The sequence below is a fragment of the Halomonas lysinitropha genome, from assembly GCF_902500215.1.
GTDB lineage: Bacteria > Pseudomonadota > Gammaproteobacteria > Pseudomonadales > Halomonadaceae > Halomonas > Halomonas lysinitropha.
In genome coordinates this window covers 221,536-243,397 of sequence record NZ_CABVOU010000027.1, presented here as the reverse complement: position 1 = coordinate 243,397, position 21,862 = coordinate 221,536, and the positions used below count along the sequence as shown (strand labels likewise).

Genomic DNA, 21,862 nt, shown 5'->3' with positions numbered 1-21,862 from the left:
CCTTTCTCACCTCCCCCGGCCCGTCGGGCATTTAAAAACCCCCCCCCCCCCGACATCAGGCCTCGACCAGGGCCTTCACCTTGTCGACGATATGGGTGCCGATGGGGATCGCCGAGGTGGCCGCCGGCGACGGGGCATTGCCCACGTTGACGGTGCGCGGCGTGTTGACGAACAGGAAGTCATCCACCAGCTTGCCGTCGCGGGACACCGCCTGGGCCCGCACCCCGGCCGGGTAGTGCCCCAGGTCCTCCAGGCCCAGGCTCGGGCAGTACTTGCGCACCAGTTCGAGGTAGCCCCGCCTGTGCAGCGAGTTCTTCATCTCCGTGAGGCCCGGGCGCAGGTTGCGGCCCAGCACCCTGAGGATGCCCGGGTCGCTGAACATCCTCGCCATGTCACCGAGCGACACGTCGCGCCGGCGATAGCCCTCGCGCTTGAAGGCCAGCACCGCATTGGGGCCCACGGTGACCGAGCCGTCGATCATCCGCGTCAGGTGCACGCCCAGGAAGGGCATGGAGGGATCCGGGATCGGGTAGATCAGGTGATTGACGATGGCGTTGTGCCGTTCCGGCAGTCGATAGTACTCGCCGCGGAAGGGGCAGATGGTGAAGCCGGGATCCTGGCCCAGCATGCGCACCACCCGGTCGGCCATCAGCCCCGAGCAGGTCACGAGATAGCGGCCGGTGAACTCGCCGGCGCCGGTGGTCACCACCACTTCCTGGCGCCGCTCCTCCAGGGCGGTGACCTCCGCCCCGAAGCGGATCTCGCCGCCCATCCGCTCGAACTCGGCGGCCATGGCCCGGGTCACCGCGGCGTAGTCGACGATGCCGCTGGAGGGCACGAAGATGCCGCCAACCCCGGTGATGTTGGGCTCACGCTCGGCGAGCGCCTCGGGGCCCAGCCACTCGCGCTCCAGGCCATTGGCCTCGGTACGCTCCCACAGCGCCTTCATGCGCTGCATCTCCAGGTCATTGGTGGCCACCAGCAGCTTGCCGCAGCTGTCGTAGGGGATGTCGTGGGCCTCGCAGAAGGCCTTGGTGGCGCGGTTGCCCTCCAGGCAGAAACGCGCCTTGAGACTGCCTGGCGTGTAGTAGACGCCGGCGTGGATCACGCCGCTGTTGTGGCCGGTCTGATGGCATGCCGCCTCGCGCTCCTTCTCCACCACCAGCATGCGGCGATCCGGATAGGCCTGCTTGAGCTGCATGGCGGTGGACATGCCCAGAATGCCGCCACCGATGATGATGAAATCGTACATGCCGTCCTCGCTTGTCGAAAGGCGATGGCCACGCCGTCGTCACGGCGTGGCCTCGTCAGGGTACCCCCGGGGCGCGGGGCAATTCGCCCCAGGCCGCTCTGTTCAGGACTGACGCGGGTTGCGCAGGGTCTTGGCATGGGTGAAGTAGCCCCGCTGGCGCATCAGTTCGCGACGCAGCTCCGGGTGGGGCGTGAACCGATCCCGGCCGTGCAGCCAGAAGTGGTTGTTGATCAGCAGGAAGCTGCCCACCGGGTTGGGCACCGAGAGGATCGCCGGGCTGTTCTCGAGCGACTCGGAGAGGTCGGTCAGCCAGTTGCCCTCCTCGAAGCCCTTGGGCTGCACGAACTGGTCGATGTAGGACATGATCGGCAGGCCGCTGGCGTCCACGTCGAAGACCGCATGGTAGATATCCCTGGCGACATTCTTGCTGGGCGGCGCGGTCCAGCGCATCGCCCGGCGTGCCAGCGGATGGTGGTAGAAGCGCTCCAGCCCCTCCCAGTCGTCCAGGTGCAGCAGCAGGGAGTTGCCGCCCTCCATGTGCTGCTCGTCGATCTTCATCATCAGCACGTAGTCGGTGTCCTGCTCGACGAAGGTGCCATCGTTGTGCAGCTCCATCACGCGGTGCGGCTGGCGCAGGTAGGAGTCGGAGTCGTCGACATTCTTGACCACGAAGCGCGCGTAGTACTGGCCGCTCATGGCGTCGTAGTTGGAGCGACCCATCAGGTGCGCCACGGCGGTGGCGAACTTGACCATCTCGTCGGCCTGCTCGACGTCGTCGAGACCTTCGGGAACCACCTGGAAGCCACCGGTGGCGCGATCCACCAGGGTGTTGACCAGCACCGGCTGCAGGGTGTTGTCGCAGAGGTCATCGAGGATCTTCGCGACCCGGAAGCGCAGCATGGACTTGTACTCCAGGGCCTGCACCGGCCACTCGGCCACGGCCTCGAGGAAGACCTCGACCACCTTGCGGCTGACGGTCAGCTGCAGCAGGCGCGGCGACTGGGCGGAAGGCGCCAGCGTGAAGCCGCGGATATCGGCGGGCAGGGGCATGGCGGTCTCGGGAAGCTGGGTCAGTACGGTCATGTCAGGGGCTCCATGGCGTTACGTGGATACAATCCTAAAATATCTATATTTTTTATTTTTGTCAAAAATAAGGGCGGCTAGTGGCCGTCCTTTGCGCTCTGTGTTCGATGGCCGCCCCGGGAGCCCCGGGGCGGCCGCCTGGAGGGTCGAGGGATCAGCGACCGGGATAGGGATCCGCGCCGGCCAGCTCGCGCGTCATCATGCTGTCGCTGTAGGCAACGCCGTAGCGAACGCGCGACCAGGCGTAGAGCGCCAGACCGACCAGCATCCAGCCGACGAACAGGTACCACTCGATGGCGGAGAGCGCCGAGGGGCTCCCCGGCAGGTACATGCCGATCAGCATCAGCGACAGGATCAACGACAGGGCACCTACGGTCTTGCCCCGGCGGACGCGGAAAGGCCGCGACATTTCCGGCTCGCGCCGGCGCAGCACCACGAAGGAGAGCGCGACGAAGAAGTAGGCGATGACGATGCCCAGGCCACCGGCCACCACCAGCCAGACCAGCGCCTGGCGGCCGAAGAAGGGCGCAATGGAAGAGAGTGCCCCCATCACCAGGATGGCATTGGTCGGGGTGCGGTGCTTGGGGTGCAGCTTGGCCAGGAAGGCCGGCAGCATGCCGGAGTGTGCCAGGGCATAGATGGCCCGCGAGCCGCCGATGTAGAAGGCATTCCAGCTGGTGATGATGCCTGCGATACCGGCCAGAATCATCAGGTTGCCGGCCCATGGCGCCTGGAAGGCCGCCTGCATGGCATCCGGCACCGCCAGGGAGCTGGCGCCCAGCGCCTCGGGATCGAGCATCAGCGCAGTCCCGAGGATGATGAAGGAGTACCAGAACACCGCCAGGATCACCGAGATCATCAGCACCCGGCCGATCTCGCGGAACGGCAGGTTGATCTCCTCGGCGGCCTGAGGAATGACGTCGAAGCCGACGAACATGAAGGGCACCATGATGATTACCATCATGATGCCGCCCATCACGCCCTCCTCGACGCTGAATAGCGGCTGCATGGTCGTGGTGCTGCCCTGGAACAGGGCCCCGGTGATGAACAGGATGCCCACTGCCAGGATCAGCAGGGTCACCACCTTCTGCACCAGAGCAGCGGTACGCACACCGATGTAGTTGATCCACATCATCAGCACCGACCCGGCCACACCGACGGCGACCCAGGTGGCCTTCACGTCCCAGCCGGCGATATTCCACATCTGGCCCACGGCATAGTTCGGGAAGAGGTGCTCCACCACGGTAGGCAGCGCCACGGCCTCGAAGGCCACCACGCTCACGTAGCCAAGGGTGATGGCCCAGGTGCACAGGAAGGAGGCGAAGTGCCCCATGGCCCGGTAGCTGTAGACGTGCTCGCCCCCGACCTGGGGCATCGCCGAGGCCAGCTCGGCATAGGTCAGGCCCACCAGCACGATGATCAGCCCGCCGATCAGGAAGGCGGTGATGGCCCCCAGGCTGCCGGCCGACTGGATCCAGCTGCCGGTCAGCACGATCCAGCCCCAGCCGATCATGGCGCCGAAGGCCAGGGCCAGAACGTCCTTGCGGGCAAGGACTCGTGTCAGGTGCGTCTCCGTGGACGTCTCGTTGTTCATGTCAGCCTCTTCTCGTCGATTGTCGATTGTGATGATGAAAGATTTTTTCAGGAAACGTCGATAAAAATAGTGAACGAAAGACAAACGTTCAAGGAATAATGAACACCCCGCGCCTAGACATTTGTCGCAACCGGCCCATGGCGGTCGCGGCATCCCCCGCAGGTCAGGACGATGGAAGCCCTTGGTATAGGGATATTTGCATCCAGAGCCTGCCGGCGGTTTCATAGGCCGGCCCTCGGCAGGGCCGGCCGGAAAGTTCGATATTCTGCACACCCCACCCCGGACGGCGACCCCGCGACAGGGCCTCATCTCACACCAAAGAATCACCGAATCGAGACTGGCAAAATCGCCGTATAGACCCCATAGTACAGCTGTCGAAACCGCCCACTGGAGCAACATGAGCACGGCACGACATACCGCGTACGCGGCGGAACTCACTGACCCTCCGCGAAGCTGCCCTGACCTCGACGTCAGGGACCTGGAAAAACGGTCACGCCTGATGCGCATCATCACGCGCCTGATCGCCGTATCAGACCTCGGTAGCAAGGATATTGCGCGCCGGGCAGGGTTGCCGATGCAGAAGATCAGCGACCTCCTCTCGGGGAAGCTCGAGCATCTCTCCGTCGACGAGCTGCGCCTGGTCTATCGCACCATCGATCCGAGCGGTCCCCCGCCCTGAGCGCACCCTCCCCCGGGAAGCCGATACGATAACGAACAGCGAACGCTCCGCCCTGCAGGCGGAGCGTTTTTTCTTGCCTGCCGGACGTCAGAAAGTCCTTTATCCTCAATTACTTGAATGAACATTATGTCAATATTAAGAGTTTGTTAACGATCTCTTGATCGGCGTCAAGCGCCTAGACCTTGGTCGCAGGTAGCCTTCCGGTATCAACCCTTGCCCCTCGGGCGGAGACACCGCCCCTCCCAGGCCACCGGAGGCGCCATGGACCCCATTCGCCGCACCCTGCTCGGTCAGCTGGCCCGCCTCAGCGCGGGCGCCGCGATGGTGCCGCTCTCGAGCATCGCCAGCGCCGGCATCAACCAGCAGCCACCCCGCCGAGAAGGCGACCCCAGCAAGCGCTACGGCATGCTGATCGACCTGCGCCAGTGCATCGGCTGCCAGGCCTGCACCGTGTCGTGCCATATCGAGAACGCCGCCCCCCTGGGCAGTTTCCGCACCACCGTCTCCCAGTACGAGGTGGAGCACCGGGAGACCGGCGAGGTCGCCACCTTCATGCTGCCGCGACTGTGCAACCACTGCGAGAACCCGCCCTGTGTGCCGGTCTGCCCAGTGGAGGCCACCTTCCAGCGCCAGGACGGCATCGTGGTGGTGGACAGCGACCGCTGCGTGGGCTGCGCCTACTGCGTCAACGCCTGCCCCTACGATGCCCGCTTCATCAACGAGCGCACCCAGACCGCCGACAAGTGCACCTTCTGTGCCCACCGCCTGGAGGCGGGCCTGCTGCCGGCCTGCGTGGAGAGTTGCGTGGGCGGCGCGCGGATCATCGGCGACATGCGCGACCCGAAGAGCCAGATCAGCCGCATGATCGACGAGCACCGCAGTGATCTGATGGTGCTGCAGCCCGAGAAGAACACCCTGCCCCAGGTCTTCTACCTCGGCATGGACGAGCGCTTCGTCACTCGCCCCGACGCCGAGCCGGTCGCCCTGGACGTCCTCGATCCCCACGGCAAGGAGATGGGCTATGAATTCCGCCATTGAGCTGCTCGCCCCGCGCTACGACATCGCCTGGTACCCCTGGGCGGTGCAGTACTTCTTCATGATCGCCCTCTCCTACGCCACCCTGTGGCTGGCCGCCCCGGCGCTGGTGTTCGGCAAGAAGGCCTGGCTGCCCACCGCACGCCTGGCCCTGCTCGCCTGCCTCACCACCACCCTGGTGGCCCCGGTGGCGCTGCTCGCCGACCTGCACCAGCCGCTGCGCTTCTGGCACTTCTACGCCTATGCCAACAGCCACTCCTGGATGTCCGTCGGCAGCCTGGTGCTGCCCCTCTACGTGGTCGGCGTCATCGTGCTGGCCTGGCTCGCCTGGCGCCCGGCGCTGCAGGCCCATCGCCAGGCCCCCGGCATTGCCGGCTTCGTGGCCCGCTGGCTGTCGCTGGGCGACGCCCCCACGCCGCGCGCCCTGCTGGTGCTGGTGGGCCTCGGTACCCTCGCCCTCTCCACCGGCATAATGCTCTACACCGGCGCCGAGGTGGCCATCGTCAAGGCCCGCCCGCTGTGGCACACCGTGTGGCTGCCGCCGATGTTCGTGGCCACCGGCTTCATCGCCGCCACCGGCCTCATCCTGGTGCTCAACCGCGTGGCCGGTGAGCGCAGCACGGCGATCAATCGGCAGATGCTCAAGGTGATGCTCGGCGCCTGCCTGGTCGCAGGGCTGGTCGCCGGCAGCTGGTTCCTGGACGGCATCAACGCCAACGTCGGCTCCGTGGCCGCCGCCATGGAATCCGTGCGCGACAGCGCCGAGTGGCGCAGCACCGCGATCTGGGGCGGCCTCACCGGCCTGGTGCTGTTCAGCGCGGTGCTCTACCTGCTCACCCGCCCCGCCTCACGCCGCCCGGCGCTCCATGCCCGGGCCTGGGTGCTCGGCCTGGTGGCCCTGCACGTGGGCTGGATGTTCCGCTGGGTGGTGCTGATGGATGTGCAGACCGTGGCCCGCCACAGCGCCGGCTTCCACCACTACGGCATTCCCGCCGGCTCTTCCGGCATCCTCGGCATCGTCGGCACCTTCGGCCTGTGGCTCGCCGCCATCCTGCTGATCGACCTCTTCGTGCCGTGGCGCCAGGCCACTCAGGGCGGCAGCGCCGCCGACGCCTCCCCCGCCGCACCCGACCACACTGACGTCGAAGGAGCCCTCCGTCATGGCTAAGTCACCCGACACCTCACGTCGCCGCTTCCTCAAGGGCGCCGTCGCCGCCGGCGGCGCCGCCACCTTCGCCGCCGGCTACTCCGATCCGCTGATCAAGATGGGCAAGGGCGTCACCGGCAGCGCCGGAGAAAAACCCGAGCATCGCATCCACGGCAACTCCCTGGCGCCGGAATACACCGTCGACCCCGAGAGCGGCGAGCTGACCCTCAACCCGGACCAGCGCGTGGCCTTCACCGTCTGCTACGGCTGCACCACCAAGTGCGGCGTCCGGGTGCGCGTGGACAACGACACCGATCAGGTGCTGCGCGTGGCCGGCAACCCCTACCACCCGCTCTCCGCCGACGAGCACCTCCCCATGCGTACCCCGGTGGTCGAGGCGCTGCGCAGCGTCAGCGCCTTCGGCGACCAGGGCCAGCAGAACCGCTCCACCGCCTGCGCCCGGGGCAACGCCATGATGGCGCAGATCGACAGCCCCTTCCGCGTCACCCACTGCCTCAAGCGGGTGGGCGGGCGCGGCAGCCGTGAATGGGAGAAGGTGCCCTTCGAGCAGGTCATCGAGGAGATCTGCGAGGGCGGCGACCTGTTCGGCGAGGGCCACGTGGACGGGCTACGCGCCATCCACGACCTCGACACCCCCATCGACCCGGAGAACCCCGAGTACGGCCCGAAGGCCAACCAGTTGATGGTGATGGAGGCCACCGACTACGGCCGCTCGGCACTGCTCAAGCGCTTCGCCTTCAACGCCTTCGGCACCCGCAACTACGGCCACCATGGCTCCTACTGCGGCCTGGCCTATCGCATGGGCTCGGGCGCGGTGATGGATGACCTGGCCAAGAACGCCCACACCAAGCCGGACATCCAGAACGCCCACTTCATCCTCTACGTGGGCACCGCCCCCAGCCAGGCCGGCAACCCCTTCAAGCGCCAGGGGCGGCTGATCGCCCAGGCGCGCGCAGAGGGCACCCTGGAGTACGTGGTGGTGGATCCGGGCCTCAACGCCTCGGCCTCCCACGCCGCCGACCATAACCGCTGGGTGCCGATCCGCCCGGGCACCGACAGTGCCCTGGCCATGGCCATGATCCAGTGGCTGCTCGACCACGAGGGCTACGCCAAGGCCTTCCTCGAGCTGCCCGGCCAGCCCGCCGCGGACGCCGCCAATGAGGCGACCCACACCAACGCCACCCACCTGGTGATTACCGCCGAGGACCATCAGCGCCGCGGCCGCTTCCTCCGCGCCAGCGACCTGGGCCTGGCCGAGGCGGAGAGCGATGCCGACCTGCCCATGGTGGTGACCGACGACGAGCTGGTGGCGAGCGACGCCGTGATGGCCGCCGAGCTCTTCGTCGACCGCGACGTCGAACTCGCAGACGGCAAGAACGTGCGGGTCAAGAGCAGCATGGTGCTGCTGCGCGAGTCCGCCAAGGAGTACACCCTGGCCGAGTATGCCGAGCACTGCGGCATCCCCGAGGCCACCATCGTCGACCTGGCCACCCGCTTCGCCAGCCACGGCCGTCGCGCGGTGACCAACTCCCATGGCGGCATGATGTCCGGCAACGGCTTCTACGCCGCCTTCGGCATGCAGATGCTCAACGTGCTGGCCGGCAACCACAACCGCAAGGGCGGCAGCGCCGCCGGTGGCGGCCAGTTCAACGGCGTGGGCACCGGTCCCCGCTACGACCTGGCCAACTTCCCCGGCAAGCGCGGCCCTCAGGGGGTCTTCCTCTCCCGCTCGCGCTTCCCCTACGAGAAGTCCTCCGAGTACCAGCGCAAGGTGGCCGCCGGGGAGAACCCCTACCCCGCCCGCGCCCCCTGGCGCTCCCTGGCACCGCCGACCCTCACCGAGCACCTGCCCTCGGCGCTGGATGGCTACCCCTACCCGATCAAGGCGGTGATCGGCTGCATGGCCAACCCCATCTACGGCCAGGCGGGCCTGGAGGCACTGATCGCCGAGAAGATCAAGGACCCCAAGCGCCTGGGTCTGTTCGTGGCCGTCGACGGTTTCCTCAACGAGACCAACCGCTACGCCGACTACATCGTGCCGGACTCGGTGATGTACGAGGTGTGGGGCTTCACCGGCTCATGGAAAGGCAGCCTGGGCAAGATGACTACCGCCTGCTGGCCGGTGGTGGAGCCGCGCCAGCAGAAGAGCGAAGAGGGGGAGCCGGTCTCCATGGACAGCTTCTTCATCGCCGTGGCCAAGCGCCTGGGCCTGGCCGGCTTCGGCGACGAGGCGATCCCCGACGCCGAGGGCAAGCTGCATCCGCTCCACCGCGCGGAGGACTTCTACCTGCGCGCCGCCGCCAATGTGGCCATGCAGGGTGAGCCACTGCCCGCCGCCGACGAGAGCGACATCGCTCACGCCGGCCTGGCGCCACTGATGTCGCGCATCGAGCGTACCCTGAAGCCCGAGGAGCACGGCCCGGTGGCCTACCTCTACGCCCGCGGCGGACGCTTCGAGGACTTCAAGGATCACTTCAAGGGCGAGAACCTCACCAGCGCCTGGAAGCGCACCCTGTGCGTCTACAACGAGCAGGTAGGCACCAGCATCGACACCCGTAACGGCGAGCCCAACCGCGGCGTGCCCTTCCACGGCATGCCGAAGCTGGCCGACGGTCGCGCCATGCGTGAGGTGTTCACCGAGGAGGAGTGGCCGCTGCTGGCGTTCTCGTTCAAGTCGAACCTGATGAACTCCTACGCCATCGGCCTCGAGCGGCTGCGCATGATCAAGCCCTACAACCCGGTGATGATGCACCGCCAGGACGCCGAGCGCTTCGGCATCACTCACGGCGATACCATCCGCATCGAGAGCCCCGGCGGCAGCGTGGTGGCACTGGCACTGGTCGGCGAAGGCGTGATGCCAGGGGCCCTGGGCATCGAGCACGGCTACGGCCACCGCGACCTGGGGGCGACACCCCACGTGATCGACGGCGAGTCCCAGCCCGACCTCGAGTGGCTGCGCGCCGGCATCAACATCAACGACCTGGGCTTCAAGGACCCCACCCGCAGCGTGGACGGCACCTGGCTGGAGCCGATCAGCGGTGCCGCGGTGCGCCAGGGCCTGCCGATCAGGGTGACCCGCCACGAGGCCTGACACGGGGCGTCATGCCCCTCTCTCGGCTGAACAGGCCAGCGAAAGTGCCACTTGAGACAGGACGTCACGCCGGACCACCGGGGTGACGTCCTGTCATCGATTTGCCTTTAGAATGACGTCGCAACCCCATGCCCCATCTATGCGAAGCGAGCCTGACCATGCAGCCACCCCAGCAGCCCCCGGGGTTACAAGCGTTACGGGATATCGTCCTCGTCGGCGGCGGGCACACCCACGTGGGGGTGCTGAAGCGCTTCGCCATGAATCCGGAGCCGGGCGTCAGGCTCACCCTGATCTGCCGCGATACTCATACCCCCTATTCAGGCATGTTGCCGGGCTATGTCGCTGGGCATTACACCTACGACGACGTGCATATCGACCTGCGCCGGCTGGCGGAATATGCCGGCGCACGCTTCTTCAGCGACGAGGCCATCGGCATCGACCACGAGGCGCAGACCGTGCTCTGCCGTTCACGCCCCCCGGTCCCCTATGACTGGATGTCGATCAATATCGGCTCGACGCCGCGCGTGGAGGCGGTCAGCGGCGCCGACGAGCATGCGATCCCAGTCAAGCCGATCCACCAGTTCAACGATCGCTGGCAGCGGCTGCTCCAGCGCATCGAGACGCATGGAGGGCACACCCGGGTCGCGGTGGTCGGCGGCGGCGCCGGCGGCGTGGAGCTGCTGCTGGCCATGCAGTATCGACTGACAAGGGAACTGGCCGCCCGGGGGCGCGACCCGACCGAGCTCTCCTTTGCCCTTTTCACTCGCGGCGAGCAGATCCTGCCGACCCACAATGCGCGGGTGCGAGCGCATTTCCGCGATACCCTGGCCTGCCGTGGCGTCGAGGTGCACACCGCCACCGAGGTCGTCGACGTTGAGGCGGGCCGCCTGCAGGCCGCCGACGGCAGCTGGCACCCCGTCGACGAGATCGTCTGGGTGACCAACGCCGGCGGCGCCACCTGGCTGCGCGACACCCGGCTGGCCCTCGATGATGACGGCTTCATTCAGGTCGACGACACCCTGCGCTCGCCGTCGGACTCGCGCATCTTCGCCGCCGGCGACATCGCCAGCCAGGTCAACCATCCCCGCGAGAAGGCCGGGGTCTTCGCCGTGCGCCAGGGCAAGCCGCTGGCCGACAACCTGCGCGCCGCGGTGACCGGTCGCCCCCTGACGCCCTACCACCCCCAGGCGAAATGGCTGGCCCTGATCAGCACCGGCGACCGCCACGCCGTGGCCTCCCGGGGCGGGCTGTGCCTGGCAGGCGACTGGGTGTGGCGCTGGAAGGACGGTATCGACCGGCGCTTCATGGCCCGCTTCAACGACCTGCCGCCCATGAACGAGAAGAGCATGCAGGCTCCCGGTGTCAGCCGGGTGGTGCTGGACGAGGAGGAGAATGCCCAGGCGATATCCGCCATCGCCATGCGCTGCGGCGGCTGCGGGGCCAAGGTGGGCGCCTCGGTGCTCTCCCGGGCCCTGGCGTCTCTCGAGCCGGTGGCGCGCGACGAGGTGCGTGTCGGCCTGCATGCCCCGGACGACGCCGCGGTGGTAAGGGTTCCGCCGGGCAAGGACATGGTGCACACCATCGACTTCTTCCGCGCCTTCATCGACGACCCCTACGTGTTCGGCAAGGTCGCCGCCAACCACGCCCTGGGCGACATCTTCGCCATGGGCGCCGAGGCGCAGACCGCGACCGCCGTGGCCACGGTGCCCCAGGGCCTCGAGGCCAAGGTGGAGGACACCATCTACCAGATGATGCGCGGCGCCGTGGAGGTGCTCAACGAGGCCGGCTGCACCCTGGTCGGCGGGCACACCGGCGAGGGCAGCGAGCTGGCCCTGGGCTTCGCCGTCAATGGCCTGATCGATGCCGGCGGCGACGACGGCGCGAGCGAGTCGATGCTGACCAAAGGCGGCCTGCGCCCCGGCCAGACGCTGATCCTCACCAAGCCCCTGGGGACCGGCACGCTGTTCGCCGCCCATGCCAGGCTGGCCGCCCGAGGGCGCTGGATCGATGCCGCTCTGGCGAGCATGTGCCAGTCCAGCCGCCAGGCGGCGAGCTGCCTGCGCGAGAACGGCGCCACCGCTTGCACCGACCTCACCGGCTTCGGCCTGCTGGGCCACCTGGTCGAGATGACCCGCCCCTCGGGCGTGGAGGCCGAGCTCGCCCTGGCGGCCCTGCCGCTGCTGGAAGGCGCGGAGGAGACGGTGGCCGCCGGCATCCTGAGCTCCCTGCAGTCCGCCAACGTACGCCTGCGACGGGCCATCCGCGACCAGGCCGACTGGGTCGAGCACCCCCGCTACCCGCTGCTCTTCGACCCCCAGACCGCCGGGGGCCTGCTCGCCGGTGTACCCGCCGAACGCGCCGAGGCGTGTCTCGCGGCCCTGCACGCCCTGGGCTACACCCGAGCCGCGATCATCGGCCGCGTACTCGACCCGGGTAAGGCGCTGGAACCCATCCAACTGACGGATTGAAGGGGGCGACCGAGGTCGACGGCACCCCCGGATGCCGCCAGATGCTCGGCAACCTCAGATAGTGGCCGGCTTGGCCCTTCGCACCCTGACGCAGTACGCCCCTGCCGGTCTCCCGGCAGGGGCGTACTGCGCGTTGGCGGCGGCCTTGCCCGCCACGCGAACGAATCCTTCTTGATCGACTTCTACGGCTTTCTCGGAACGGGCCGGGTTACTCGACCGCTAGCTGGCTGCTGCTGGCCATTCTCACTGCTCGCGCTGCTCGTACTCCTCCGCAGCGCGGATGGCGTCCGCTTCGGTGTCATGCTGCGAGACAGCGATCTCGTTTTGCGGATCCGTCTCGTCGATGACATGCCAACCGACGACCGGCAGGTTGGGATCTTCGGCTTCACGGATCGGCTCGACTCTGGCTTGCTTGGGTCCGGCTTTCGGCATGCTGCCTCCTGTCGCTGACTGAGTGTTGTTGCAATGGATCAGCTGGAACCTCAGTGATAAGCGTACAAGGCAGCCCTCGGACAGGAAAAGCCTCGCACGCACTGCCCCTTTGCTTGTCTCGTTCACTCCGGCTGGTCGGTCACCGCCCCGGTGGAGGCCGAACTCACCGTCCGCGCGTACTTCGACAGTACCCCGCGCGTATAGCGCGGCGCCGGCTGGCGCCAGGCCGCGCGGCGACGCATGAGCTCCTCGTCGGAGAGGTCGATGTCGATGGTATCGGCTTCGGCGTCGATGGTGATGCGGTCGCCATCCTCCACCAGCGCCAGAGGACCACCGTCGAAGGCCTCGGGCGTCACGTGGCCCACCACGAACCCGTGGCTGCCGCCGGAGAAGCGCCCGTCGGTGATCAACGCCACCTCGCTGCCCAGCCCCCGGCCCATGATCGCCGAGGTCGGGGTGAGCATTTCACGCATGCCGGGTCCGCCTCGGGGCCCCTCGTAGCGGATCACCACCACGTCGCCGGCCACCACGGTGCCGTCGTTGATGCGTGCCTGGGCCTCCTCCTCGGAGCCGAACACCCGCGCCGAGCCGGAAAAGCGTGTGCCCTCCTTGCCGGTAATCTTGGCCACCGCCCCCTCCGGCGCCAGGTTGCCGTGCAGGATACGCAGGTGGCTTTCGGCCTTCACCGGGCGGTCCAGCGGGGCGATGATCTTCTGTTCATCGGGATAAGGGGCGACATCGGACAGGTTCTCGGCCAGTGTCTGGCCGGTCACCGTCAGGCAGTCGCCGTGCAGCAGGCCGGCATCGAGCAGGGTCTTCATCAGCGGCTGGATGCCGCCGATCGCCACCAGCTCGCTCATCATGTAGTGGCCGCTGGGCCGCAGGTCGGCGACCACCGGCACGCGCCGGCCGATCTCGGTGAAGTCCTCGAGCGACAGCTCCACCCCGATGGTGCTGGCCATGGCGATCAGGTGCAGCACCGCGTTGGTGGAGCCGCCCAGGGCGATCACCACGGTGATGGCATTCTCGAAGGCCTGACGCGTCATGATGTCGGAGGGCTTGATGTCACGCTCCAGAAGCTTGAGCACCGCGGCGCCGGCCGCCTCGCAGTCTTCACTCTTGTCGTTGGAAACGGCGTTCTGCGCCGAGCTGCCGGGCAGGCTCATGCCCAGCGCCTCGATGGCCGAGGCCATGGTATTGGCGGTGTACATGCCACCGCAGGAGCCGGGGCCGGGGATCGCCGTCTCCTCGATCTGCTTCACCTCGATCAGGTCCAGGTCGCCGCGACTGTAGGCGCCCATGGCCTCGAACACCGAGACGATGTCGGTGTGGCCCTTGCCGGGCAGGATGGTACCGCCGTAGACGAAGACACTCGGTCGGTCGAGGCGCGCCAGCCCCATCAGACAGCCCGGCATGTTCTTGTCGCAGCCGCCGATGGCCACCAGGCCATCGAACCCCTCGCAGCCGGCCACCGTCTCGATGGAGTCGGCGATCACCTCCCGCGAGACCAGCGAATACTTCATGCCCTCGGTGCCGTTGGCGATGCCGTCCGAGATGGTGATGGTGTTGAAGATCACCCCCTTGCCGCCGGCCGCATCGGCGCCGTCGCTGGCCCGGCGCGCCAGATCGTCGATATGGCTGTTGCAGGGCGTGAGGTTGCTCCAGGTAGAGGCGATGCCCACCTGGGGCTTCCTGAAATCCTCGTCGGTGAAGCCCACCGCGCGCAGCATGGCGCGGCTGGCGGACTTGCCGACCCCGTCCACCACCTCGGCGGAGTGGCGGCGGCGGAGATCCTGGTGGGTATCGGTCATGCGGTACTCTCCTTCGGTCGATCATGATTGTTACCCAAAGAGTGCCCCTCCCGGCCTGCTCTGACAACTCCCCCGGGAGAGCACTCCTCCGGGTTGTACGAGCAAGTATATCCTCCAGGTGTCTTGCAGTCCTTGCTAATGAAACTAGGCTAAAAACAGGGCGTGAGGCGCGGACCAAAAAAAAACGAGTGAACCTTTCTTCACGCTCCAACGACCTACCTGCGAACACCGCAAGCCTTTGCAAACGAAAAACAGTGTCCTGGAGGTCATCATGAAACCCAGATTCTCTCGAACCGGTATCAGCGCCATGGTTCTCGGCCTGGCATTTGGCGCTCTCACCATCCCCTCTGCTTCGGCCTATACCGTCTACAAGCTGGAAGACCGGCTATACGCCATTATCTGTGCAGATGGTCAGATCTTTTCCTATGGCGGCGGCCCCGGGGGTATCGGCATCGTCGGGGAAGCCCTCTGCGAGGGCCATGGCGGCATCGTCGGCGGTGGAGGCGGTACCGACGTTCTTCCTGCCGACCGTGAGTTGGCCCGAACCGTGCAACAATGTCAGCGGGGGCGTGGCGAGAAGGTCGAGCGAAACGCCGTGAAATGCATCGACAAGGCAAGCCCCAAACTACTTCGTCAAGCCGAAAGCGGAGGTGGCGGTGCAGGCAAGGTATCCATCGAGGAGATGAAAAGGAGTCGCGAATAATTCGAAGTAAATCAGTGGCCATGCGACAACTGAAGCATGGCCACTGCTCATCACCTCGCCATGGGAAACTCGGGAGATATTCATGACGTCCCCTGCAAGAAGATCGCGACTTGTTTTCATCCTGGTTTGCCTGGCAGGCATGACAATGATGATCCCCACCGCTTCGGCCTACAACATCCACCAGCTGGGATCCCAGCATTTCGTCATCGTCTGTGAGGATGAGACCACTTTTTCCATCCATTCCAACCTGGAAGGCGCCGTGACCAACGCCGATATCTTGTGCCGAAACGAAGGAAATATTGCAGGCAACAACCCTACCGTCGTTCGCGCTTCCAGAGAGCTCGCTCGTGACATTGACGTCTGCCAGCGTTCAGGCGGAAAGCGGGTAAATTCCGCCGTGATGGGCTGCCCAACACCAGCCAGTATCTCCAAGCGAAGTGCCCGCACGGGGCGCCCCTCGGAGTAAATGAATCGCTCGGCTGATGCCCGCGAACCAGTTCATGGTGACGGCAAGCCAGCCAACAACAAACAATAATCAGGGCGGTACATACAATGAACCTGGCTCGCTCCTTGACACCATTGCTGATGCTGATACCACTCATGGCGCTGGCATCACCCCAGGTCGGACAGTTGTCAGCCACGCTGGACAAGCCGGAAACTCAAGGTTTTTATCGCCCGAAGGATGCACTGAAACTGGATTTCTCCGATGCCGTCGCCCCGGAATGGAAGCCATTCATTCGCCTGGAGCTCGATAGCATCGATGTCACCGAGATGGTGACCTGGAAATCGCTGAGTCTTCGCTATCAACCGGTAAGAGCCATGTCCGCCGAAGAACATGAGCTTCGCCTGATGTACTACGGCGAGGATGGCTCGGTAGAAGAGCTTGGCTACTGGACCTTCCAGGTACGCCAGACCGCCGCCTTCAAGGCTATCACGGTCGAAGGCAACTCTGAGTTGACCGCCAACCAGCGGCTGGCAGAGCACAACATGGCGGGGCCGGAAGCGTTCAATGCCAGCGGCTTCAGCCAATGGTACTCGGAACTGGAGGCGGATCATCTGCGTATCGAGGGTCATGCCGACCTGGAGTATGTCAACCGAGCCAGCCAGGGCACCACAGGCCGGCATCTGGACATGACGCGCATGACCCTACTGGCAGAAACCGAAACAGCCAGGGTTGCCGCAGGTGACCAACAAATGGGTGACACCAGCCTGATCATGGACGGCTATCAGCAACGTGGCATGGCCGGCGATGTAAGTCTCGACGATCTACAGAGTGACATGAGGCTGTTCAGCATGAGCAGCACCCGAAATCTGGGCCTGCGTGACGGCATCGGACTGGATGATGACGACAACCGCATCACGGGTGGCCGCTGGCAGACTCGCTGGGAGCCTGGAGACAGCACGGAGATCCAGTTCAGCAGTACCTATCTCAGTGGGCGCGTAAGCAGCACAAGCGCCAGCAAGTGGTCGGCGAACCCGGTCAACCGGGTCCACGACGGGGATGCCTGGAATGCCGTCATGGATGGCTTCTTCCTTGATAGATCGCTGCGCATGCGATTCGAACATGCCACCAGTCGCTACGATTTCGACGGGCGCGATTTCGGCTTCGAGGCGGTGGAGGACAACGCCTGGTCGGGACTGATAACCCTGGATCCCGAGCCATCGGAGGCCGAAACGCCTATCCACTGGAGTTTCGGCGCCGAGGCCCAGAAAGTGGGAGCCTTCTACCGCAGCCTTGCTCACCGGGCGCTTCCCAATGATCTGTACATGCGCCGACTGTTTGTTTCCGGCGAGCGTGACAAGTGGTTCTGGGATACCAGCTTCACGGTAGAAGAGGATAACGTCGACAGCAATGCCAGCTATCCGACCACGGAAACCCGACGCTGGAATGCCCAGCTCGGCTACAGCGACTATGAGGAACCGGAACCGGGCAGCATTCTCGCCTATCTGGGCCAACCCAGCTATACCCTGTCGCTGGATCGATCCAGGCGAAAAGACCTGTCGACACCCTCCAGCTATTTCCCCGAAGACCTCACGACCGAGGGGGTTCAGTTCGGTGCCAGCTTCCAGAAAGAGCGCTGGAACTGGTCGGTGGATGCCGGCATGGAACGGCTGACCGATCATACCGGTTGGCAACCGGATACAGACCTGCAGCACCTCGGTTGGCAACTGGGCCTTGAGCTGTCCGATAGCTACTACCTCACGGCCGGGGTTCAGGATACTCGAACCCGCTATCGGGCAGGAGGGGAAAGCACCGACCAGCAGCTCTATAGCCTCGGGGCAACGGCCGAGTTGATTCCGGACCGCCTCTCTGCACGCTTGGATATCACCCTCGATCACTACAATGCCGAGGACGACCCCTACTTTGCCCAGCGCCAGGTAAGCCGCTATGCCAGTGGTCAGCTCAACTGGACCCTGCGTAAAGCCGATACCAACCGACCTGGTCTGGAGCTCACGCTGAGCTATTCCGGTAACCAGCTGCGTGACAGGCTGTCGGGGACCGATACCCTGAACGAAGATCAGATCTGGCTGAAGGTCCAGACCACCCTCCCGAACCTCTACCCGAGCACGCGGCCATGAAAATCCTGGGAACCATCATGATCCTGCTGCTGGCCATGGTCATCAGCGGCACGGCTCAGAGCCAAATGATATCGGTCTGCGAGGGACGCTTTTCCTGCAGCAGCCAGCGCGAGGCAACGGTTGGTGTCGATAGTCGAGTGGCGCTTGTCTGGCGAGGCGAGATCCTCGGCTCGCCTCGCCGCGGCATGACCCTGCTGTCGACTCAGGGCCGATTCATGCTGGGGAATCCCTTCGGCGGACGCACGCTCGGGGTTGCCTCGACGACATTGATGCAGACGCTGCAACCTGTCTCGGAAGACCGCGGCGTCGATTTTCGTCTCAACGAAAGCCTGCGGGTTCCCGCCGCCGTGAGCCGGGCCGCGGCAGCAGCTGGTGCCCGCGAGTTCTACTATGTGCGTGACTTCCAGCTGGAGGGTTCCGAACCCGGCTCGGGCGTACAGGTGATCCGCCTGGAACAAGCCGTTCCGGGACGCGGCGAACAGCCACGGCAAGGAGAGTTCGGAGCAGCAAACAGCATCGACATCCAGAGCGTGACCCTCTCCTTTCAGGCTGGCACGCTGAGCGAGGTCATCCGGCCCGACGCTCCCCTGCAGGCGACGGCACGTATCCGCTACCGGGGCGCCGGCTTGCTCAATGCCGTATGGGAAGTTGCCACCCCGGCCAGTACTCACGGTCAGCCCATCTATGTGCCGCTGGAGGTCGTGCGACGCTATATCGGCGGCAGCGAAGTCATCCTGACCTCGCCCCAGCTCCCCAACACGAGTTCCGGGCTATACCGACTTCGCCTGCGTTTTCTACCTCCCGACGTCATCGATGACCTGCCGACGCTGAGCTACCGCGTCAGCGATGCAGCGCTGCAACGTGGCAACGAGGTACCCGCCATCCGGCTCTGGCCCACCGAATCCGCCAGCCCGCTGACCCGCAACAGCCGCTTCCGCTGGGAGCCGGTGCCGGATAGCCATGCCTACCAGCTTGAGTTCTATGCTGGCTGGCCAGGGGACTCTCCTGGCGTCGAGGCCTCCGACCCCGACGGCATACAACCGATCGAGCTGGAGCGCTCACCGACTACCGGGCAGCTCCTGAGTGGCCAGCGCCGGGAGGCGTCACCCAGCGCCACCATACTGAACCGACTGCGGCCGGGAGAGCAGTACTACTGGCGAATCGTGGCCATCGACCTCGACGGCCAGGTGCTGGCTGCCAGCCCGCTCGAACCGATTCGCCCATGATGGTGGCCGAATTCAGCCTGGACAGTCGCGACGATAGCGCGCTGCTTGCCGCCATGGCCCACCGGGACATGACGGCCCTGGAGCACTTCTATCGTCGCCACCAGCAGCGTGTATATCGCTTCCTGCTGTCCAGATTGAACGATCCGTTCGTGGCCAACGACCTACTCAATGACACCATGCTCGAAGTCTGGCGGGCGGCAGGTGGTTTCCGCGGGCAGTCCAGGGCGACCACCTGGCTGCTGGGGATCGCCCATCATCGGGTGCTGGACTACTGGCGCCAACAGGGCCGACGGCCGTTCGAGGAGATCGACGAGAGCCTTCCCGACGAGACGCCCAACGCCGACATTGAGGCAGCCATCGAGGCCGCCAGTGACAGGGCGAAGTTGAACGATTGCCTGTCTCGGCTGACTCCCGAACACCGGGAAATACTGCACCTGGTGTTCTTCGAGGAGCTCGACTATCGCGATATCGGCGAGATCCTGGATATACCGGAGGGCACAGTCAAATCGCGCGTCTTTCATGCCAAGAAGTCGATAAAACGGGAGCTGACGCGGGTCGGCCGGAGGACCAAGTGAACAACGACGATGAACGACTGGCCCTGTATGTGAACGACAGGCTGGAAGGCACCCAGCGCCAGCGGATGCAGGACGCTATTGCCGACGACCCCGAACTCGCCCGCGAAGTGGAGCTCCTGCGCATGGTGAAACAGGGGTGGCAGCAGGATCAGGAGGCACCGCCGATGGAACTGGGGCTGGCCCGGCTGAAGCGCGACATCCAGCAGGAGCAGAGCCTTCCGGAGGCCCCTTCTCCCCGCAACAGAGGACAGCGTTTCTGGAGAGGGTTGGCGCTGGCGGCCTGCCTGGTGGTCGCGATACAGGCGAGCCTGGTGGTGTTCACCGGCTCCGACGACACACAATGGGAACTGCTGTCGGGGAGCCCTGAACCCGACGCGCCTCGGCTTCAGGTCGTCTTCACGCCGGATACCACCATCGCCCAGTTGCAAGCGCTACTGCAGCCCCATGCGGCCCACATCGTCGAAGGACCGGGCGCGCTCGGCATCTATACGCTGCGGCTGCCGGGAGACAGTGACGCCGTCAGCATCAGGGACCAGTTGCTCGAGAGTGCGCTCGTCGAAGAGGCCAACCTGCCATGAGGACCTCCAGATCATCGCTCAACAAGGCAGCCCGGCATGCTGCCCGAGCCCGCCGACTGACCGGCCTGGCACTGTGTGGACTGCTGGCCATCAGCGCCGCGTCCCTCGCTTCGGAACGAGTTCCGCAATCACTGGAACGGGAAGAGCCCCCATCCCCGAGCCGGCCCACTGCCGTGAGCCAAGGAACTGCCGACGCAGTGACCCATGAACGAGATCTCGAGGAGATCAAGACGACCGACCAGGATGACTCTCGTTCGGCACGGGAAAATGCCGGCGATACCCCCATGCCGCGCGCCGGCGAACGGAGGGAGGAGGAACGAGAAATCCGCCACCGCGCCCCACCCGATCGAGGTAGCCTGATGGGTCAGGGACCGTCGAGCCTGCCCTTGCCCGGCTATAGAACGCCGGCGGACCCGACGCCCTCCAGAGCAGCCGTTGACCAGGAATACGAGCCCGAAGAGCTGCTCCTGGTATCTTCCAGCATGCCAGAGGCAATCCAGGCCGCACGCGACCTCGGCGCGCTTCGGTTTCGCATCAAGCATCGCCAGGCGCTGGAGCACCTCGACATGGTGCTCAGCGTCTTCCGCTTGCCCGCGGACAGCGACGCCAGGCGTCAGCTTCAGATCGCCACGCAGCGCCTGCCCCGACTGCAGCTGGAGTTGAATCATCGCTATGGACTACTGGCCTCGCGACAGCAGATGGCACAAGGGATGATCCAGTTCAGCCACGCCGAAACCGGTTGCCTTTCCGACGCCCACGTCGGACTTCTCGACACCGCCGTCAACCTTCAGCATCCGGCTCTGATCGGCCGAGATATCAAACTCCTGCAGCTGGCACCCTCGCCACCTGCCTCCAGAAGACATGGCACTGCCATTGCCAGCCTCTGGGTAGGTAATCACGAGATGGGATTCCTGCCCATGATGCCGCGAGCGAGAGTCTCGGTGGCAGCGGTGTTTCGACAGGGTGACCCTCGCCCCGACACCACCACCGATATCCTGCTTGCCGGCCTCGACTGGCTGCTCGGCCAAGGGGTCGAGGCCATCAACCTGGGACTTGGCGGCCCGTATAATCGCCTGCTCGATCTGGCACTGGACAGGTTGCTGGCCCGAGATGTGCTCCTGGTGGCCTCGGCAGGCAACCAGGGGCCAGGGGCCTCTCCCACCTATCCAGCCGCGCAGCCCGGCGTCTTTGCCGCAACGGCCGTTGATGCCAGCCGGCAACTCTATCGACAGGCCAACCGCGGGCCCTATATCGACTTCACTGCTCCCGGCGTCCAGGTCTGGGCAGCCAGCGAGACCGGCACTGCCTATCATACCGGCACCTCGTTCGCGGCCCCTTTCGTGCTTGCTGCCCTTCTGGCGGAGAAACGCCTGGGTCAGGACTGGGGGCAGAATGCACGCGAGTCGGCACTGGATCTCGGCCCGAAAGGAAAGGATGACAGCTATGGCTGGGGGCTGGTGCGATGGCCAGCCGCCTGTGGATGAGCCATTGCCGGTACGTGTCCGCCACCCCTCGTCGCCGAAGAGACATTGCCGCTCCGGATGATGAGGACTATACTTTATCGCATATTGCGATACGCGAGTTGGC

General features: G+C 65.6%; 17 protein-coding genes. 12 read left to right on the top strand and 5 right to left on the bottom strand.

Annotation, left to right across the window (positions count from 1 at the left end):
- Positions 1 to 55: 55 nt before the first annotated feature.
- The 3 genes from lhgO to HALO32_RS05620 form a co-directional block, all read right to left on the bottom strand.
- Positions 56 to 1,252, bottom strand: coding sequence for an L-2-hydroxyglutarate oxidase (gene lhgO, locus HALO32_RS05630; protein WP_151442800.1), 1,197 nt, complete (start codon positions 1,250 to 1,252; stop codon positions 56 to 58).
- Between the two features lie 102 nt (positions 1,253 to 1,354).
- Complete coding sequence (glaH, locus tag HALO32_RS05625) at positions 1,355 to 2,335, bottom strand: glutarate dioxygenase GlaH (protein WP_151442799.1); 981 nt, start codon at positions 2,333 to 2,335, stop codon at positions 1,355 to 1,357.
- 154 nt (positions 2,336 to 2,489) lie between these two features.
- Positions 2,490 to 3,929 carry an APC family permease gene (locus tag HALO32_RS05620; RefSeq protein ID WP_151442798.1) on the bottom strand — a complete coding sequence of 480 codons (1,440 nt, stop codon included), beginning with the start codon at positions 3,927 to 3,929 and terminating at the stop codon, positions 2,490 to 2,492.
- A 397-nt stretch (positions 3,930 to 4,326) separates the two neighbouring features.
- Here HALO32_RS05620 and HALO32_RS05615 point away from each other — a divergent pair, with 397 nt between their 5' ends.
- The 5 genes from HALO32_RS05615 to selD all read left to right on the top strand — a co-directional run bounded on the left by HALO32_RS05615 (position 4,327) and on the right by selD (position 12,370).
- The gene (locus HALO32_RS05615; protein ID WP_151442797.1) at positions 4,327 to 4,608 is read left to right on the top strand and encodes an XRE family transcriptional regulator; all 282 of its coding nucleotides are present in this window, start codon (positions 4,327 to 4,329) and stop codon (positions 4,606 to 4,608) included.
- 261 nt (positions 4,609 to 4,869) lie between these two features.
- A complete protein-coding gene (gene dsrO / locus HALO32_RS05610; protein ID WP_151442796.1) occupies positions 4,870 to 5,646 on the top strand; it encodes a sulfate reduction electron transfer complex DsrMKJOP subunit DsrO in 777 nt (258 codons plus the stop codon).
- Entirely contained in the window at positions 5,630 to 6,811 is a 1,182-nt protein-coding gene (nrfD, locus tag HALO32_RS05605; RefSeq protein WP_151442795.1) for an NrfD/PsrC family molybdoenzyme membrane anchor subunit, read from the top strand. Before dsrO ends, nrfD begins: the two co-directional genes overlap by 17 nt.
- On the top strand, positions 6,804 to 9,902 hold the full coding sequence (locus HALO32_RS05600; protein ID WP_151442794.1) for a molybdopterin-dependent oxidoreductase: 3,099 nt from the start codon (positions 6,804 to 6,806) through the stop codon (positions 9,900 to 9,902). The genes nrfD and HALO32_RS05600 overlap by 8 nt, the downstream gene beginning before the upstream one ends.
- A 158-nt stretch (positions 9,903 to 10,060) precedes the next feature.
- The gene (gene selD / locus HALO32_RS05595; protein ID WP_151442793.1) at positions 10,061 to 12,370 is read left to right on the top strand and encodes a selenide, water dikinase SelD; all 2,310 of its coding nucleotides are present in this window, start codon (positions 10,061 to 10,063) and stop codon (positions 12,368 to 12,370) included.
- A gap of 243 nt (positions 12,371 to 12,613) precedes the next feature.
- On the opposite strand, the gene HALO32_RS05590 is transcribed toward selD, so the two are convergent.
- Together HALO32_RS05590 and ilvD are read right to left on the bottom strand one after the other, a co-directional pair.
- Entirely contained in the window at positions 12,614 to 12,802 is a 189-nt protein-coding gene (locus tag HALO32_RS05590) for a hypothetical protein (RefSeq protein WP_151442792.1), read from the bottom strand.
- Between the two features lie 122 nt (positions 12,803 to 12,924).
- Positions 12,925 to 14,613, bottom strand: coding sequence for a dihydroxy-acid dehydratase (gene ilvD, locus HALO32_RS05585; RefSeq protein WP_151442791.1), 1,689 nt, complete (start codon positions 14,611 to 14,613; stop codon positions 12,925 to 12,927).
- A gap of 271 nt (positions 14,614 to 14,884) precedes the next feature.
- Between ilvD and HALO32_RS05580 the strand changes: the two genes are divergently transcribed.
- The 7 genes from HALO32_RS05580 (at position 14,885) to HALO32_RS05550 (ending at position 21,759) form a co-directional block, all read left to right on the top strand.
- Positions 14,885 to 15,316, top strand: a complete 432-nt coding sequence (locus HALO32_RS05580; RefSeq protein WP_151442790.1) for a hypothetical protein — start codon at positions 14,885 to 14,887, stop codon at positions 15,314 to 15,316.
- Between the two features lie 82 nt (positions 15,317 to 15,398).
- Positions 15,399 to 15,782 carry a hypothetical protein gene (locus tag HALO32_RS05575; RefSeq protein ID WP_151442789.1) on the top strand — a complete coding sequence of 128 codons (384 nt, stop codon included), beginning with the start codon at positions 15,399 to 15,401 and terminating at the stop codon, positions 15,780 to 15,782.
- A 119-nt stretch (positions 15,783 to 15,901) separates the two neighbouring features.
- Complete coding sequence (locus HALO32_RS05570; RefSeq protein WP_151442788.1) at positions 15,902 to 17,896, top strand: hypothetical protein; 1,995 nt, start codon at positions 15,902 to 15,904, stop codon at positions 17,894 to 17,896.
- Entirely contained in the window at positions 17,893 to 19,122 is a 1,230-nt protein-coding gene (locus tag HALO32_RS05565; RefSeq protein ID WP_151442787.1) for a hypothetical protein, read from the top strand. Before HALO32_RS05570 ends, HALO32_RS05565 begins: the two co-directional genes overlap by 4 nt.
- Positions 19,119 to 19,697 (top strand): RNA polymerase sigma factor, encoded by a 579-nt coding sequence (locus HALO32_RS05560; protein ID WP_151442786.1) that lies wholly within the window; start codon positions 19,119 to 19,121, stop codon positions 19,695 to 19,697. Before HALO32_RS05565 ends, HALO32_RS05560 begins: the two co-directional genes overlap by 4 nt.
- Positions 19,694 to 20,275, top strand: coding sequence for a hypothetical protein (locus tag HALO32_RS05555; RefSeq protein ID WP_151442785.1), 582 nt, complete (start codon positions 19,694 to 19,696; stop codon positions 20,273 to 20,275). Before HALO32_RS05560 ends, HALO32_RS05555 begins: the two co-directional genes overlap by 4 nt.
- A gap of 197 nt (positions 20,276 to 20,472) precedes the next feature.
- Complete coding sequence (locus HALO32_RS05550) at positions 20,473 to 21,759, top strand: S8 family serine peptidase (protein WP_192576447.1); 1,287 nt, start codon at positions 20,473 to 20,475, stop codon at positions 21,757 to 21,759.
- The last annotated feature ends 103 nt before the right edge of the window (positions 21,760 to 21,862 follow it).